Source organism: Methylobrevis albus, from assembly GCF_015904235.1.
GTDB lineage: Bacteria > Pseudomonadota > Alphaproteobacteria > Rhizobiales > Pleomorphomonadaceae > Methylobrevis_A > Methylobrevis_A albus.
Genome location: NZ_JADZLT010000040.1, coordinates 129,758 through 145,288, shown reverse-complemented (window position 1 = coordinate 145,288; position 15,531 = coordinate 129,758). Strand labels below are relative to the sequence as shown.

The following is a 15,531-nucleotide window of genomic DNA, read 5'->3' as shown; positions in this document are numbered from 1 at the left end:
GTTAAGGACGTCGTTGACGCCACCCCCGCCGATGCAGTTGTCTGCCGCCATCATCACGGGGGGATGTTCATGCGTAGTCTTGCTTGCCTGCTTGCTGCCGCCTTGGTTGCGACGTCTGTCGCGCCGTCCGCGGCCGCCAATGTCGACCGAAACCATCTTCGCGGCTCGCTGATCCAGATCATCAAGCGCATCAACACCTGGACCCCGCCGCGCACGTCGACCGAAACCGTCTCCTGCGCCGGCGCGGATGGCACCACGGTGGCGTTCTCGACCTCGACGACGAAGGATCGGCAGCTCACCAGCGCCGTCCGCGTGCGGATTGCCGGGCAGACGACAGTGGTCCCGGCCGTGCTGATGACGACGTATGCCAACGAGGACGCCGGCATCGTCATGAGGGCGTTCAGGCCGCTGTCGACCGCCGAACTGTTCACGTTTGCGACCGAGCTTGTCCCGACCGTCGCGCCGCAGACCGACGAGGTCGCGACCTATCGCGGCACGGTGTCGGTGAACAGTGGCGCCGAACGCGAGGTCACGTGCAGCGCCTTCCGGCAGGGTGCTGGTCTGCTGAAGCCGCAGGCGGTCGCTGGCGGGGCGAACATCGAGGTGGCCTGCTATCGGACCGGCGAGATCGCCGGGCTCGCGCTGGTCAGTTTCTCGATCGCGCGAAATCCTTCGCGGCGGCTGATTTCCGATCTGAACGAGCAACGGTCTGCGACGGATGCCGAAACGCTGCCATCGTTTCTCGTATCGCAGTATTCGCTTGGCAAATCGGCACTTGCTGTCGAGCTCGATGACGGAAGCGCAGACGGGAACGTTATCGCCCGCCTGTCGGCCTCCGGCCAGCGCGTCCCGGGCAACCAGCCCGTCGCCGATCCTGCGATCTACGGCATCTGGTCCGGCACATATGAGCGCTTCGACGCCGGCCGCCAGTTGACCGAAGCCGTCACCTGCTACGCCCTCTGAGAAGCAGGTAGCGACAACGCGGCGATCACAGCTCACCCGTCCCGGCCAGAAAGGCGTCGGGGCGGGCCGTGACGCGAAGCACGGGTCGGCGCCGCGCAAGCCGGCGCCCGCTCTTGTCGGGTCACCTCGCCGGTATCCCGAAATCAGGGAAGCCGACGCCGGGCCGGCCTCCCATCCTCCCTTACGCCTCCCCGCACGCCGCCCGATACCTTCTCACCGTCTCCGCCATCCCATACACCAGCGCGTCCGCCGTCAGCGCATGCCCGATCGAGACCTCCGCGATCTCCGGGATCGCGGCGACCAGCGGTGGCAGGTTGGTGAGGGTCAAGTCGTGGCCGGCGTTGAGGGCGAGGCCGGCGGCGGTGGCGGCCTTGGCGGCGGTGACGAGCTTGGCGAGTTCGGCCGATTGCACGGCGGCGTCGAAGGTGTGGCCGTAGGGGCCGGTGTAGAACTCCACCCGCTCGGCGCCGACCTTGGCGGCGCCCTCGGCGGCGACCGGGTCGGCGTCGACGAACAGCGAGACGCGCGCGCCGAAGCCGTGGATGCGGGTGACGACGTCGGTCAGCATCGCGGCGTGGGCGACCGTGTCCCAGCCGTGGTCGGAGGTCGACTGGCCGGGATCGTCCGGCACCAGCGTCACCTGGTCCGGCCGGGCGCGCTCGCAGAGCACGAGGAACTCCTCGGTCGGATAGCCCTCGATGTTGAATTCCTTGTCCGGCCAGTCGCCGCGCAAAAGCTCGACAAGCTCGAACACGTCGGTGCGGCGGATGTGGCGCTCGTCGGGGCGCGGATGCACGGTGATGCCATAGGCACCCGCCTCCAGCGCGATGGCCGACAGGCCGGTGACGCTCGGCCACGGCAGGTTGCGCCGGTTGCGCAGCTGCGCGATGGCGTTGACGTTGACGGAGAGCCTGGTGAGCGACATGGCTGCGGCCTGCGAACGAAGCGGGACCAACGGTTTAGGCGATCACCGCCCGCCCGGCAATGCGCAGCCGCGACGCAGGTGTGTTGCTGTGGGGGAATGGGTGGGGTCGTGCCGTGCGGCGCCCCCTCCCTGTCCCTCCCCCGCTGCGCAGGAGAGGGGACGCAGGAGGATAAGGCGTTCACCCCATCAACGCTTCGGTTCGGCTCAGCCGCCGTTTGGCGAAAGTCCCCTCGCCCATCGTCCCCTCTCCTGCGCAGCGGGGGAGGGACAGGGAGGGGGGCGCCCCACGGCAAAACCTCAGTCCAGCCACTCGAAATGCGCGATGCTCAGCCGGCGCGGCTTCTGGCGGCCGGGGCGGTCGAGGGTGAGGATGATCTCGTGCGCCATCGGGCCGGGCGGGCCGGCGTGCAGGCGGACGAGGCCGGCGTCGCGCAGCGCCAGCACGCCGTCGCCGGGCGTCACCTCCTCGGGCAGCGTCAGGTCGATGCCGATGATCTCGGTGAAGCCGGCCGCCGCCTGCCGCGCGCCGGCGCTGCCGTTGTCCCACTGGTCGGGGCGCTTGTTGCGCAGCGCCTGGAACACGAACGGCTGGCCGAGGTCGTCGGAGGCGACCGCCACCGGCAGGTGCAGGTGCTCGGGCAGGCCGGAGAAGCGGTAGGGCCAGGTCTCGAACGGCAGCTCGCCGTCGCTGCGCACGGCGATGCCGTAGGGCGAGCCGCCGTGGAAGCGCCAGTCGGCGCGGCGGTTGATGCCGGCGCGGTCGAGCTCGGGCGCGCGCGCTTCCTGCACGTCGACCACCCAGAGCAGTTCGAGATAGGCGTTGTCGAAGCAGAAACAGACGTCGGCGGTGCCCTGCCCCTCGTGCCGTCGGCGATAGCTCTCGACGAGCCCGCCTTCCGCCAGCACGTCATAGATCCGCCCGCCCGGACGGCCGTGATCCGGCTCGACGAAGACGAAGACGTGGTCGAGTTCGAGTGCCGCCATCAGCGCCGGTTCTCCTGTTCAGGCGGCGCGACGATAGGCGCTGCCTTGGTTCGCCGCAATCGGGCACGCCGCGGATGTCGCCCCACGCGGCAATTGGTCGGACCACCCGGCCTGGATTTACGCGTGACGCGCCCCGCCGGCGCCAAGAAAGCGGATCGCGTGGGCGGCGGCGGTGGCGACCATGTCGGTCGCCATGCCGTTCGCCCCGCCGGCCGCCGCGGCCTGGGCCGGTGTCGGCGGCACATGCAGGAACGAGACCGCCAGGCGCGGCGCGAAGGCGGCCAGCGTCCGGTACAGCGTGTCGTTGCAGACGAAGCCGCCGGCGCTGTCCGACACGGCGGCGGGAATGCCGGCGGCGACGAGGTCGCGGCAGAGGGCGTCCACGTCGAGGCTGGCGAGAAGCTCGTCGGGCCCGTCCGGATCGATCGCCGCGCCCTCGACCAGCCGCCCGGCGTTGTCCGCGAGCCCGGCGCCGATGCGGTTGAGCCCGCACCGCTCGACCGAGATCAGGCTACGCGAGCGCGCCTCGCCGAGCATCAGGATGCCGCGGCAGTCGGCATCGACGGCGGCGGCGAGCACGGCCGCCGCCTCGCCGTAGACGCACGGCAGACGCAGCGGCCGGAACAGCGGTCCGGCGTCGCCGGTCCCCGGGCTCGAAAGGCGGTACACGTCCGGACGATCCGTCGCCGCGGCCCCGCGGACCAGCGCGGCGAGCGCTTCCTCCGAGGCGTTGACGTCGTCGCCGCCGAACGGCTCGAAGGCGGACACGAGGATCATTCCAAGCCACCCCTCCGCCCGGCGCCACCCTCAGCCCATCACGACGATTTCGGCGCCGATCGCGGCGGCGAGCGCCTTCGGGTCGACGGCGAAGACGCAATTCGGCGTGCCCGCCGCGGCCCAGACCGTGTCGAAGGCAAGCAGGTCGGGATCGATGAACGTGCGCAGCGGCCGGGCGTGGCCGAGCGGCGGGATGCCGCCGATGGCAAAGCCGGTGATGTCCCGCACCGCCTTGCCGTTCGGCCGGTCCAGCGCCTCGCCGATCCGCGCGGCGATGCCCTCCTGGTCGACCCGGTTCGGGCCGGAGACGAGGAGGAGCAGCGGCGCGCCGCTGTCGCGCCCGGTGAACACCAGCGACTTCACGATCTGCGCCGCGGTGCAGCCGCAAGCGGCGGCGGCCTCGTCGGCGGTGCGCGTCGACGCCGGCATCTCGACGATGCGGACGACAAGGCCGCGCCGCGCCGCCTCGTCCGCCACGCGCCGCGCGCTGTCGGGCAGCGCGGCGGCTTCCACCGGGTCGGTCATGCTCAGAGCCCGTCCTTGCCGCGCGACAGGGCGGCGAGCCCGGTGCGGGCCACCTCGACGAGGCCGCACGACGTCATCAGCTTGACGAAGCGGTCGATATCGCTCGGCGTGCCGGTGAGCTCGAACACGAAGCTCTCCAGCGTCGCGTCCACGGTCTTCGCCTCGAAGGCCTGCGCGAGGCGCAGCGCCTCGACCCGGTGGTCGCCCTTGCCGGCGACCTTGACGAGGGCGAGCTCGCGCTCGATCGCGTCGCCGATATGGGTGAGGTCGATGACGCGGTGCACCGGCACCAGCCGGGCGATCTGGTTCTTGATCTGCTCCAGCACCTGCAGCGTCGCCGCCGTCACGATGGTGATGCGCGAGAGATGCTTCTCGTGCTCCACCTCGGAGACCGTCAGGCTCTCGATGTTGTAGCCGCGGCCCGAGAACAGGCCGACGACCCGGGCGAGCACGCCGGGCTCGTTGTCGACCAGCACCGACAACGTATGCGTCTCGATCCGCTTCTCCTCTTCCTGCAGGAAGTAGGCGGAGCGTGTTTCACCTGCGACGATCATCGGACCGTTTCCCCGTTCGACGTTTTTCAGCATGGTTTCGGCTTTCGGATTCGGAAGGCAAGACGCGGCGGAGCGGAGGGACACATCCCTCCCCCTCGTGGGGAGGGTGGCCCGGCCGGAAGGCCGGGTCGGGAGGGGTGCGGCGGCGCCGCATGATGAGGAGGGGCCGTTACCCCTCCCGGCTCGCTGCGCTCGCCACCCTCCCCACAAGGGGGAGGTATTTTCTCCCGTGCCACGAGGGGGAGGGATGTGTCCCCTAGCGTATCAGACCAGCATCTTCCCCTCGGCGCTGATCGCGCTGCCGATCGCGTCGTCGGTGGCGTCCTCGTCGAGCAGCATCTCGTTGTGCGCCTTGCCCGACGGGATCATCGGGAAGCAGTTGGCGAGGTTGGCGACGCGGCAGTCGAACAGCACCGGCTTCTTCACCTCGATCATCTCGGCGATGGCGTCGTCGAGCGCGTCGGGCTTCTCGCAGCGGATGCCGTGGCAGCCGTAGGCGTCGGCGAGCTTGACGAAGTCGGGCAGCGCCTCGGTGTAGCTGTGCGACAGGCGGTTGCCGTGCAGCAGCTGCTGCCACTGGCGCACCATGCCCATGTACTGGTTGTTGAGGATGAAGATCTTCACCGGCAGCTCGTGCTGCACGGCGGTCGACATCTCCTGCATGTTCATCAGCACGGAGGCGTCGCCGGCGATGCAGCAGACCAGCGCGTCGAGATGCGCCGCCTGCACGCCGATCGCCGCCGGCAGGCCGTAGCCCATGGTCCCGAGGCCGCCGGAGGTCATCCAGCGATTCGGCTCCTCGAAGCCGAAGTGCTGCGCCGCCCACATCTGGTGCTGGCCGACCTCGGTGGTGATGTAGGTCTCGCGGTGCTTGGTCATCTGGTACAGACGCTCGACCGCGTACTGCGGCATGATCACGTCCTTCGAGCGGCGATAGCCGAGGCTCTTCTTCGCCCGCCAGACGGCGATCTGCTGCCACCAAGCGTTCAGCGCCGCCTTGTCCTGGGTCGGCTGCGTCTGCTTCCAGACCTTCAGCATGTCTTCCAGCACATAGGCGACGTCGCCGACGATCGGGATGTCGACGCGGATGTTCTTGTTGATCGACGAGGGGTCGATGTCGATGTGGATCTTCTTCGACGTCGGCGAGAAGGCGTCGGTCCGCCCGGTGATGCGGTCGTCGAAGCGCGCGCCGATGCAGACCATGACGTCACAGTCGTGCATCGCGAGGTTGGCCTCGTAGGTGCCGTGCATGCCGAGCATGCCGAGCCAGTTCGGCCCGGACGCCGGATAGGCGCCGAGGCCCATCAGCGTCGAGGTGATTGGCAGGCCGGTCAGCTTGACGAGCTCGCGCAGCAGCCGCGAGCCGGCCGGGCCGGCGTTGATGACGCCGCCGCCGGTGTAGAGCACCGGCTTCTTCGCCGCCGCGATCAGCGCCACCGCGTCGCGGATCGCCGCCTCGTCGCCCTTCAGCTGCGGCTGGTAGGCGGAGGTGCGGTAGCCGGGCGACTTGGTCGACGACTTCGGGCCGTAATAAGTGCCGGTCTGGAACTGGATGTTCTTCGGGATGTCGACGACGACGGGGCCCGGACGGCCGCTGGTCGCGATGCGGAACGCCTCGTGCAGCACGCGCGGCAGGTCCTCGATGTTCTTCACCAGCCAGTTGTGCTTGGTGCACGGCCGGGTGATGCCGACCGTGTCGCACTCCTGGAACCCGTCGGTGCCGATCAGGTGCGTCGGCACCTGGCCGGTGATGCAGACCATCGGGATCGAATCCATCAGCGCATCGGTCAGCGCCGTCACCATGTTGGTGGCGCCGGGGCCGGACGTCACCAGCGCGACGCCGCACTTGCCGGTCGAGCGGGCATAGCCCTCGGCCGCGTGGCCGGCGCCCTGCTCGTGGCGAACGAGGATGTGGCGGATCCGGTCCTGCTGGAAGATCTCGTCGTAGATCGGCAGCACCGCGCCGCCCGGATAGCCGAAGATGGTGTCGACGCCCTGATCATGCAGCGCCTGCAGGACCATCTCCGCGCCCGTCATCTGCCGTGTCATGACCTTTGCCCTTGTGCTTCACCGCGCCTCTGCGGGCGCTGGAACGAGGAAATCCGGGTAATAAAAAAGGCCCTCGAAGGGGCCTCGGTTTCGCGCACCATGTCGGTCGGAAGCTCTAGGATCGAGCTTCCGTCACGGTGCGCCTGCTAAGTACGATCGACAGCTGTGCCATGGAGACCTGCGGGTTCCCGGTGACCAATTCCGCGCGAACCTAGTCGCAGGTCCGGGCGGGGTCAAGACGAATTTCGAAAATTGCGTGGATCGGGGTGCAGCCTTTCGGAAAATTCCGCGCAAGGGGCCGATCACGGCGTAATCGGTCGTAGCCGGGGTCTCTCGACACCTGGCGGGCCGCTCGAGGTCCATAGCGAAACGCCCGCGAGGTCCCTCCTCCGCTCACCCGTAGTCGTTCCGGCTCGCGGCCCGGCGCTCGATCCAGCGGTCGAGCGGGCGGGCGACCACCAGCAGCATCAGGGTGATGCCGAGGCCGGCGAGCACCGTGGTCCAGAAGCCGAGCGCACAGGCGACGCCGAGCGCGGCGGTGATCCAGACGGCCGCCGCCGTGGTCAGCCCGCGCACCTCCATTTCCTTGGAATCGCGGATCACCACGCCGGCACCGAGGAAGCCGATCCCGGCCATCACCCCCTGGATCACGCCCTGCAGCACGCGGCTCAGCGCATCGGGATTGTCGGCGATGCCCGGCATGCGGATCGTCACGATGGTGATCAGCGCCGCGCCGAGCGAGACGAGGCCCATGGTGCGCATGCCGGCCGGCTTGCCGAGGAAGCCGCGGCTGGCGCCGATGATCATGCCGGCGACCGCCGCAGCGCTGAGGCGGACGATCCCGTCGCCGTCGATCAACCCGTCGAACATCTTGGTCTCCCGCATGCCATGTCCGGCCTCGTCCCGGTGGGACGTCCGATGAGATGCGGCAACACGCGGCGGGCTGAAACGGTTCCGCCGGGCGCATGGCCCGGCGGAATAAAGTTCGGCGGCAAAGCTGCCCCGGACCGAGGCGGACCGATCAGAGCGAGGCGACGACCGCGTCGCCGGTGACCTTCACGGTGGCGCCGACCTGCACGCGCTTGAACAGATCCATCGCATCCTGGTTGATCATGCGGATGCAGCCGGACGAGACGTTGCGGCCGATCGAATAGGGCTCCAGCGTGCCGTGGATGCGGTAGAGCGTGTCGACGTCGCCCTGCCAGAGATAGAGGCCGCGCGCGCCGATCGGATTGCGCGAGCCGCCGGGGATGCCCATGCCGCTCTGGAGCTGCGACAGCTGCGCCACCACCCGAGGATTGCGGTCGATGTATTCCTGCACCGGATACCAGTCCGGCCACTCGCGCTTGAACTTAATCGTGGCGAGGCCGCTCCACGAGAAGCCGGCCTTGCCGGTGCCGACGCCGTAGCGCACGGCCCAGTTGTCGGGCTGGATGAAGTAGAGGAAGTGCGCCGCCGGATCGACCACGATCGACCCCGGCTCCATGTCGGAGAAATAGCGCACCCGCTGGCGCAGGAACTGCGGCTCGATGCGGGTGAGGTCGATGCCGTTGACGGGGAACGGCTCGGTGAACACCGGGCCGTACAGCATCGCGTAGTCCGGCGTGCCTTCGAGCACGGTGTCGAGCGACGGATCCTGCAGGAACAGCGGGTCGGTCGGCAACATCGGCGGCGGCGGCGTGAAGGCGGTCGGCGCCACGGGCGGACTGGCGGTGGTGGCGCAGCCGCCGAGTGCGGCGAGAGCGCCGAGTTGAACCGTATTGCGGAGGAAGGATCGACGGGTGGTCGAGAGCATGGTGCAATCTGCCTGGAATGGGAGCGGCCTCGGTCGGCCTTCCCTCCACAAGCCGCGAATCTGCGGCGGATAAAAGTCACAAAACAACGATCAGCCCCTCCCTCCGCACGCGCACCCGCCACTGTGACGTTTGTGCAACGCGGGAGGCGATGCGGCGGTCCACGGTCGGCGCCGAACCGCCGCGGCTTCAGCCCGCCGCACCCCCCGCACCGGCGCCGAAATGACCGAGCGCCGTCGCCAGCGCCGCGCCCTCCCCTGCCAGCGGATCGACGCGGAACCAGTCGGAAAACTGGTTGCGAAACCAGGTTTCCTGCCGCTTTGCATATTGCCGGGTCGCCGTGATCGCCGCCGCGACGGCATCGTCCGCCGACCGGTCGCCCCGGGCGGCCGCGATCATCTCGGGCACGCCGATCGCCCGCATCGACGGCAGCACCGGATCGAGGCCGAGGGCGTCGAGCCGCGCGGCTTCCTCCAGCCCGCCGGCGGCGGCCATCGCGGCGAAGCGGCGGGCGATTCGCGCGCGGAGCGCCGTGCGGTCGGGGGTCAGCACGATGCCGCTCCACGCGCCGGCGCCGAGCAGCGGCCGGGTGGTCTCCTGCTGCCAGTCCGCCAGCGAGCGCCCGGTCGCCTCCAGCACCTCAAGCGCCCGGAGCAGCCGCTGCGGATCGGTCGGCCGCAGCCGCGCGGCCATCGCCGGATCGCGCTCGGCGAGGATCGCGTGCAGGCCGGCCGGGCCGATCTCGGCGCCGCGTTCGCGCCAGCGCGCCCTGACTGCGTCGGGCACCGCCGGCACGGTGGAGAAGCCGCGCACCAGCGCGGAGAAATACAGGCCCGTGCCGCCGACGAGGATCGGCCGCCGCCCGCGCGCCCGCACGTCCGCGAGCGCCGCCTCCGCGTCGGCGAGCCAGCGCGCGACCGTGTAGAGCTCGCCGGCGGCGACATGGCCGAACAGATGATGCGGCACCCCGCCCATCTCCGCCGCGGTCGGCCGAGCGGTGAGGATCGACAGCTCGCGGTAGACCTGCATCGAATCGGCGTTGATCACTTCGCCGCCGAGTGCCGCGGCAAGGCCGACGGCGAGCGCCGTCTTGCCGCTCGCCGTCGGCCCCGCTATCAGGACCGCGGGTCCGCTCGCCCCCATGCCACCGTCGCTCCCGCCTCGAAAGGGCACTTCATGCCGCTGGTCGCAACGCTTGTCTCATCGCCGGCCGATCCGCAAGTCGGCGACGCGCTGGTCGCCGCCGCGCGCCGCGCCGTCGCGGCCGAGGCCGTCGCCGTGCTGGCGCCCGGCATCGCCGCCGACCTGCTGCTGCCCGAGGGCACCCTCGCCGGCCCGGCGACGCTGGCGCTGCGCGAGGTGGTCGGCGATGCGGCGGTCGACGTCGTGGTGCAGCCGGCGGCGACCCGGCGCAAGGGGCTGCTGCTCGCCGACATGGACTCGACGATGATCGGCGAGGAGTGCATCGACGAACTCGCCGCCGAGGCCGGGCTGAAGGAGCACGTCGCGGCGATCACCGAACGGGCGATGCGCGGCGACCTCGCCTTCGAGCCGGCGCTGCGCGAGCGCGTCGCCCTGCTCGCCGGTCTGCCTGCCTCCGTCGTCGCGAAGGTGATCGAAACCCGCATCACCCTCACCCCCGGCGGGCGCGAGCTGGTCGCCACCATGCGGGCGAACGGTGCCTATGCCGCGCTCGTCTCCGGCGGCTTCACCGTGTTCACCGGCCCGATCGCCGCCCGGATCGGATTCGACGAGAACCGCGCGAATTTCCTGATCGAGGAAGACGGCAGGCTCGCAGGCCGCGTCGCCGAGCCGATCCTCGGCCGCGAGGCGAAGCTCGAGGCGCTGGTCGAACTGCGCACCCGGCTCGGCCTCGAACCGCATGCCACCATGGCGGTCGGCGACGGCGCCAACGACCTCGCCATGATCGGCGAGGCGGGGCTCGGCGTCGCCTTCCGCGCCAAGCCGGCGGTCGCCGCCGCCGCGGCCGCCCGCATCGACCACGGCGACCTCACCGCCCTGCTCTACATCCAGGGCTACCGCGCCGCCGACTTCATCAGCCCGGCCGGCTGAGCCCGCCCACGCCGACCCAGGGAGACGCGGCCGATGCGTATCGAGACCGATCGCCTGCTGCTGCGCGTCTTCGAGCCGCGCGACCTCGATCCGATCGCCGCGATGTGCGGCGATCCCGAGGTGATGACCTTCTTCCCCGAGCGGCTCGACCGCGCCGGCACCGAAGCCTTCATCGCCCGGCTGGAGGCGCGCCGCGCCGCCGGCGGCGTCGGCATGCTCGCCGCCGAGGAGAAGGCGACCGGCGCCTGCGTCGGCATCATCGGCCTGCAATACGTGCCCTACGAGATGCCGTTCACGCCCGCGGTGGAAGTCGGCTGGCGCCTCGCCCGCGCCGCCTGGGGCAAGGGCTATGCGAGCGAAGGCGCCGCCGCCTGCCTCGCCTACGGCTTCGAGACGGTGGGGCTCGCCGAGATCGTCGCGATCGCCGCCACCGGCAACAGCCGCTCCTTCGCCGTCATGCGGCGCATCGGCCTCAGCCGCGACCCGGCCTCCGACTTCGACCACCCGGCGTTGCCGGAAACGTTCGCCTATCGCCGGCACGAGCTCTGGCGGATCCGGCGCGGCTGAGCGACGGCCGAGCGCCGGCCGCGGACGAAAACGGGAGCCGCAGCGTCATGCTGCGGCTCCCGCGGATCGTCGGGACGGGGGCGGGCGCGGATCAGTCGGTCCGCACCGGCACGAAGCGCAGGTCGCCGGCCGGGTTGGCGAGCAGCAGCAGGGCCGAGCGGCGGCCGGAGCTTTTGAGCTTCTCGACCGCTTCGGCGACGTCCGCCGGCGTCGACACCGGCTCCTGGCCGACCTCGACGATGGTGTCACCCGCCGTGATGCGCTTTTCGGCGGCCGCCGAATTCGGCTCGACCGCGGTGATCACCACGCCGGCGACATCGGTGCCGATCGAGTACTGCTTGCGCGCCGCATCGTCGAGCGTCGCCAGCGACAGGCCGAGCACCTTCTCCACCACCGGCGGCGCCGGCTCGGGCTCTTCGACCGTGGTGTCGGGCGTCGCCGCCGCGGTGCCTTCGTCGAGCCGGCCAAGCGTGACCTTCAGGGTCTCTTCCTGGCCCTGGCGCAGGATGACGACGTCGACCTCCTTGCCGATCGGCGTGTTGGCGACGATGCGCGGCAGCTCGCGCATCTCGCCGATCGGCCGGCCGTCGAACGAGACGACGACATCGCCCGGCTTGATCTGCGCGGTTTCGGCCGGGCCGCCGGCGGTGACGCCGGCGATCAGCGCGCCGCGCGCCGCCCCGATGCCGAGGCTCTCGGCGAGTTCGTCGGTGACCTGCTGGATGTTGACGCCGAGCCAACCGCGCCGCGTCTCGCCGAACTCGACCAACTGGTCAACGATCAGCTTCGCGGTGCCGGCCGGGATCGAGAAGCCGATGCCGATCGAGCCGCCCGACGGCGAGATGATCGCCGTGTTGATGCCGACGACCTTGCCGAACATGTCGAACAGCGGCCCGCCGGAATTGCCGCGATTGATGGCCGCGTCGGTCTGGATGTAATTGTCGTAGGGGCCGGAGTTGATGTCGCGGTTGCGCGCCGAGACGATGCCGATCGTCACCGAGCCGCCGAGGCCGAACGGATTGCCGATCGCCATCACCCAGTCACCGACGCGGATCCGGTCGGAATCGCCGAACTCGACCGCGGTCAGCGGCTTGTTCGGATCCGGCTTCACCCGCAGCACGGCGATGTCGGTCTTCTCGTCGCGGCCGATCAGTTCGGCGGTCAGCTTCGAGCCGTCGTTGAAGTTCGCGATGATCTCGTCGGCGTCAGCAATCACGTGGTTGTTCGTGATGATGATGCCGGAGGCGTCGAGCACGAAGCCGGAGCCGAGCGACTGCACGCGGCGCGGCTGGCCGTTGCCGCGGTTCTGGTTCTCGAAGAACTCGTCGAAGAATTCCTGGAACGGCGAGCCCTCGGGCACGCGCGGCGGCGGCACCTGCCGCTGCTCGGCGACGCGCTGCGAGGTCGAGATGTTCACCACGGCGTCGATCAGCGTCTCGGCGAGATCGGCGACCGATTCCGGCCCCTGCGCAGCGGCGGGCGCCGGCAGTGCGGCGAGCGACCCGACCGCGATCGCGATCGCGGCAGCGACGACACCGGCGCTCGTCCGCACGCGCCACGTCCGGCGCCAATTTTCAACGGCAGTTGCCAGCCCGGCCATCGGCCACTCCTTCGTCGTTCTTCAGAACCCGGAGCCCTCGCCACGCGGGCGTCCGGCCGGACCCGTCTACAGGCGTCAGCGGAAAACCCGGACGCGGTGACGAGCCTAGAAAGCGATCTTGGCCATCTTTCGGCCAAAACCCAATACGTCGTGGCGATCGCAACGGAGTGCTCAACTTGCCGTGACCGGCGCGAGCGCCGACCGGCCCGCTTATCCGCGGATGAACCAGACCAGCACGACCCCGATCGCCATGGCGCCGAGACCGATCTGCCGCAGCCGGTTGTCGCCAACCCCGCCGACCGTCTTCAGAAAATCCTTCATCGCGCCGGGGGCTGCCGCGTAGCAGCAGCCCTCGAGCGCGATGGCAAGGCCCAGCGCGACGATGAAGTCGCTCATGGGGTGGCGGCAAACGGCGCCGCAGACGCCGCCGGGGCACCGGGGGTCACCGGCTGGCCGGGTGCCGGCGGCTGCGCCGGCGCCGGTGCCGGCGTGTAGGCCTCGGTGCCGTTGGCCGAGTTGAAGAAGCGGAAGAAGTCCGACGTCGGCGAGATCACCATCGTCGTCCCCGCCGATTCCAGCGCGGTCTCATAGGCCTGCATCGATCGGTAGAACTCGAAGAAGTCGGCATCGACGGTGAAGGCCTCACCGAAGATGCGGTTCTTCTCCGCGTCGCCCTCACCGCGCAGGATCTCCGAATCGCGCTGGGCTTCCGCGACGAGCACGGTCGCCTGGCGATCGGCTTCGGCACGGATGCGCAGCGATTCCTGCGTGCCCTGGGCGCGCAGTTCCGCGGCCTGGGCGAGACGCTCCGAGCGCATGCGCTCGTAGGTCTGCTGGCGGACGTCGTTCGGCAGTTCGGTGCGACGGATACGCAGCTCGACGACGCTGACACCGAGCTGGGCCGCCTCGGGCCGCACCCGGTCGCGCACTTCGCGCATCATTTCGCCGCGGGCTTCCGACAGCGCCGCGTCGAACGAGCGCGAGCCATAGACCTGGCGCAGCGACGCGTCGAAGCGGGTGCGAAGGCGCTCGGCGGCCAGCACCGGGTTGGCCGACACCGACTCGCGGAAAGCCCGCGGATCGGTGATCCGGAAGGTGGCGAACGCGTCGACGACATACTGGCGGCTGTCGTTGACCTGGACCACCGTGTTGGTGATCTCGAGCGACAGCAGCCGCTTGTCGACGTACTGCACCTGATCGACGATGTTCGTCGGATACTTGAAGTAGAGGCCCGGGTCGGTGACCACGCGCTGGATTTCGCCGAAGCGCAGCTGGATGGCGGTGTCACGTTCGCTGACGACGAAGGTCGCCGAATAGACCAGCAGCGCGGCCACGACGGTGACGATGAGGACGACGGGAAGGGCGAGCGCGCGCATCAGCGGTTCTCCTGGCCGGCGGCCTGGGCCTGACCCTGTTGCAGGGCCGGCAAGGGCAGGTACGGCACGACGCCGTTGGCGCCGTTGCTGTCGATCACGACCTTGTTCGACCGCGCGAGCACGTTCTCCATGGTCTCGAGATAGATGCGCCGGCGCGTGACGTCGGGGGCATTGGCGTATTCGGTGTAGACCGACGTGAAGCGCTGCGATTCACCGATCGCCTCGGCGATCACGCGGTCGCGGTAGCCGAGCGCCGCTTCGCGCACCTGGCTCGCCTCGCCTCGGGCGTCGCCGAGCCGCTTGTTGGCGTAGGCTTGTGCGTCCTGCTTGAACTTCGCCTGGTCCTGCTGCGCGCGCTGCACTTCCTGGAACGCGTCGCCGACCTCGGCCGGAGGCGCCGCCTGCTCGATGTTCACCGCGGTGATCAGGATGCCGGCATCATAGGAGTCGAGCGTCGACTGGATCAGCGCGCTCACCGTGCCCTGCGCCAACTCGCGGCCGCGGGTACGGAACTCGTCGGCGCGGGTGCGGCCGACATATTCACGCATCGCCGCCTCGGAAACCTTGCGGACGATGCCTTCCTGGTCGGCGACGTTGAAGAGATACTTCACCGGATCGCCGATGCGCCACAGCACCGTGAACCTGACGTCGACTAGGTTCTGATCGCCCGAGAGCATGATGCCGCCGTCGTTGCCACGGTTGGCCGCGCCGGTGATCGTCTCCTGGTTTTCCTGCAGCACCTTCGGCTTCTCGACGGACTCGATCGGCCACAGGATGAAGTGCATGCCGGGCGGGTTGATCTCGGACTTCGCCTCGCCGAAGCGCAGTTCGATGCCGACCTCGTCGGGCTGCACGACATAGACGCTCTGATACAGCCAGAAGCCGACCATCGCGACGAGCACCAGCGGCAGGAACGAGGTCGCCGAACCGCCGCCGCCACCGGGCAGCACCTGTCGCAGCTTGTCCTGGCTGCGCCGGAGCAGTTCTTCGAGGTCAGGCGGGGTCGGTCCACCACCACCGCCGCGCGGCGGCTGACCCCACGGTCCGTTACCGCCGCGACGTCCACCGCCACCGCTCTGGTTGCTCCAAGGCATGCCTGTAGGTTCCTCTCCTGTCGGGTCCGGGGACCGCGTCAACGGGCCGGGTCGGTCTCGACCTGCCGTGCTTATAGGGGAGACGCTGCGGTCGTTCAACGAATCACGGTCGCCGAAGCCGGCGCGCGGTCGCCGCACCGGCGTTCGCGCATCTGCGTCCCTGAGGGAAATGGGAACCTTTGGCCCCGTCGTCAATTGGCGGTCGTGCGGAAAGGTGCCGGTCGGCCGCCGATCGGCAGCGTCACCGCCGC

The 15,531-nt window shown here is 69.9% G+C and carries 16 protein-coding genes; 3 read left to right on the top strand and 13 right to left on the bottom strand.

Annotated elements, in window-relative coordinates:
• The first annotated feature begins 69 nt into the window (after positions 1–69).
• Positions 70–963, top strand: coding sequence for a hypothetical protein (locus tag I5731_RS02755; RefSeq protein ID WP_197309833.1), 894 nt, complete (start codon positions 70–72; stop codon positions 961–963).
• 181 nt (positions 964–1,144) lie between these two features.
• Here the strand turns inward: I5731_RS02755 and I5731_RS02750 are convergent, their stop codons facing one another.
• From I5731_RS02750 to miaA, 9 genes are all read right to left on the bottom strand, one after another.
• Positions 1,145–1,888 (bottom strand): pyridoxine 5'-phosphate synthase, encoded by a 744-nt coding sequence (locus tag I5731_RS02750; protein WP_197309832.1) that lies wholly within the window; start codon positions 1,886–1,888, stop codon positions 1,145–1,147.
• 297 nt (positions 1,889–2,185) lie between these two features.
• A complete protein-coding gene (locus I5731_RS02745; RefSeq protein WP_197309831.1) occupies positions 2,186–2,872 on the bottom strand; it encodes a VOC family protein in 687 nt (228 codons plus the stop codon).
• Positions 2,873–2,989: 117 nt separating this feature from the next.
• Positions 2,990–3,649 carry a pyroglutamyl-peptidase I family protein gene (locus tag I5731_RS02740; RefSeq protein WP_197309830.1) on the bottom strand — a complete coding sequence of 220 codons (660 nt, stop codon included), beginning with the start codon at positions 3,647–3,649 and terminating at the stop codon, positions 2,990–2,992.
• Between the two features lie 30 nt (positions 3,650–3,679).
• Positions 3,680–4,174, bottom strand: coding sequence for a YbaK/EbsC family protein (locus I5731_RS02735; RefSeq protein ID WP_197309829.1), 495 nt, complete (start codon positions 4,172–4,174; stop codon positions 3,680–3,682).
• 2 nt (positions 4,175–4,176) lie between these two features.
• Positions 4,177–4,728, bottom strand: a complete 552-nt coding sequence (gene ilvN / locus I5731_RS02730; protein ID WP_197309828.1) for an acetolactate synthase small subunit — start codon at positions 4,726–4,728, stop codon at positions 4,177–4,179.
• 264 nt (positions 4,729–4,992) lie between these two features.
• On the bottom strand, positions 4,993–6,777 hold the full coding sequence (locus tag I5731_RS02725; protein ID WP_197309827.1) for an acetolactate synthase 3 large subunit: 1,785 nt from the start codon (positions 6,775–6,777) through the stop codon (positions 4,993–4,995).
• A gap of 393 nt (positions 6,778–7,170) precedes the next feature.
• On the bottom strand, positions 7,171–7,662 hold the full coding sequence (locus I5731_RS02720) for an MgtC/SapB family protein (protein ID WP_235981490.1): 492 nt from the start codon (positions 7,660–7,662) through the stop codon (positions 7,171–7,173).
• A 136-nt stretch (positions 7,663–7,798) separates the two neighbouring features.
• Positions 7,799–8,572 (bottom strand): L,D-transpeptidase, encoded by a 774-nt coding sequence (locus I5731_RS02715; RefSeq protein ID WP_197309826.1) that lies wholly within the window; start codon positions 8,570–8,572, stop codon positions 7,799–7,801.
• 187 nt (positions 8,573–8,759) lie between these two features.
• Complete coding sequence (gene miaA / locus I5731_RS02710; protein ID WP_197309825.1) at positions 8,760–9,713, bottom strand: tRNA (adenosine(37)-N6)-dimethylallyltransferase MiaA; 954 nt, start codon at positions 9,711–9,713, stop codon at positions 8,760–8,762.
• A gap of 33 nt (positions 9,714–9,746) precedes the next feature.
• Here miaA and serB point away from each other — a divergent pair, with 33 nt between their 5' ends.
• The gene (gene serB, locus I5731_RS02705; protein WP_197309824.1) at positions 9,747–10,643 is read left to right on the top strand and encodes a phosphoserine phosphatase SerB; all 897 of its coding nucleotides are present in this window, start codon (positions 9,747–9,749) and stop codon (positions 10,641–10,643) included.
• A gap of 33 nt (positions 10,644–10,676) precedes the next feature.
• Entirely contained in the window at positions 10,677–11,210 is a 534-nt protein-coding gene (locus I5731_RS02700) for a GNAT family N-acetyltransferase (RefSeq protein ID WP_197309823.1), read from the top strand.
• A 91-nt stretch (positions 11,211–11,301) separates the two neighbouring features.
• Here the strand turns inward: I5731_RS02700 and I5731_RS02695 are convergent, their stop codons facing one another.
• The 4 genes from I5731_RS02695 to hflK form a co-directional block, all read right to left on the bottom strand.
• Positions 11,302–12,810, bottom strand: a complete 1,509-nt coding sequence (locus I5731_RS02695; protein WP_197309822.1) for a Do family serine endopeptidase — start codon at positions 12,808–12,810, stop codon at positions 11,302–11,304.
• Between the two features lie 210 nt (positions 12,811–13,020).
• The gene (locus I5731_RS02690) at positions 13,021–13,206 is read right to left on the bottom strand and encodes a DUF2065 domain-containing protein (protein WP_197309821.1); all 186 of its coding nucleotides are present in this window, start codon (positions 13,204–13,206) and stop codon (positions 13,021–13,023) included.
• On the bottom strand, positions 13,203–14,186 hold the full coding sequence (hflC, locus tag I5731_RS02685; RefSeq protein WP_197309820.1) for a protease modulator HflC: 984 nt from the start codon (positions 14,184–14,186) through the stop codon (positions 13,203–13,205). Before hflC ends, I5731_RS02690 begins: the two co-directional genes overlap by 4 nt.
• Positions 14,186–15,280: an FtsH protease activity modulator HflK gene (gene hflK / locus I5731_RS02680; protein ID WP_197309819.1), complete on the bottom strand. Its 1,095-nt coding sequence runs from the start codon at positions 15,278–15,280 to the stop codon at positions 14,186–14,188. Before hflK ends, hflC begins: the two co-directional genes overlap by 1 nt.
• Between the last annotated feature and the right edge of the window lie 251 nt (positions 15,281–15,531).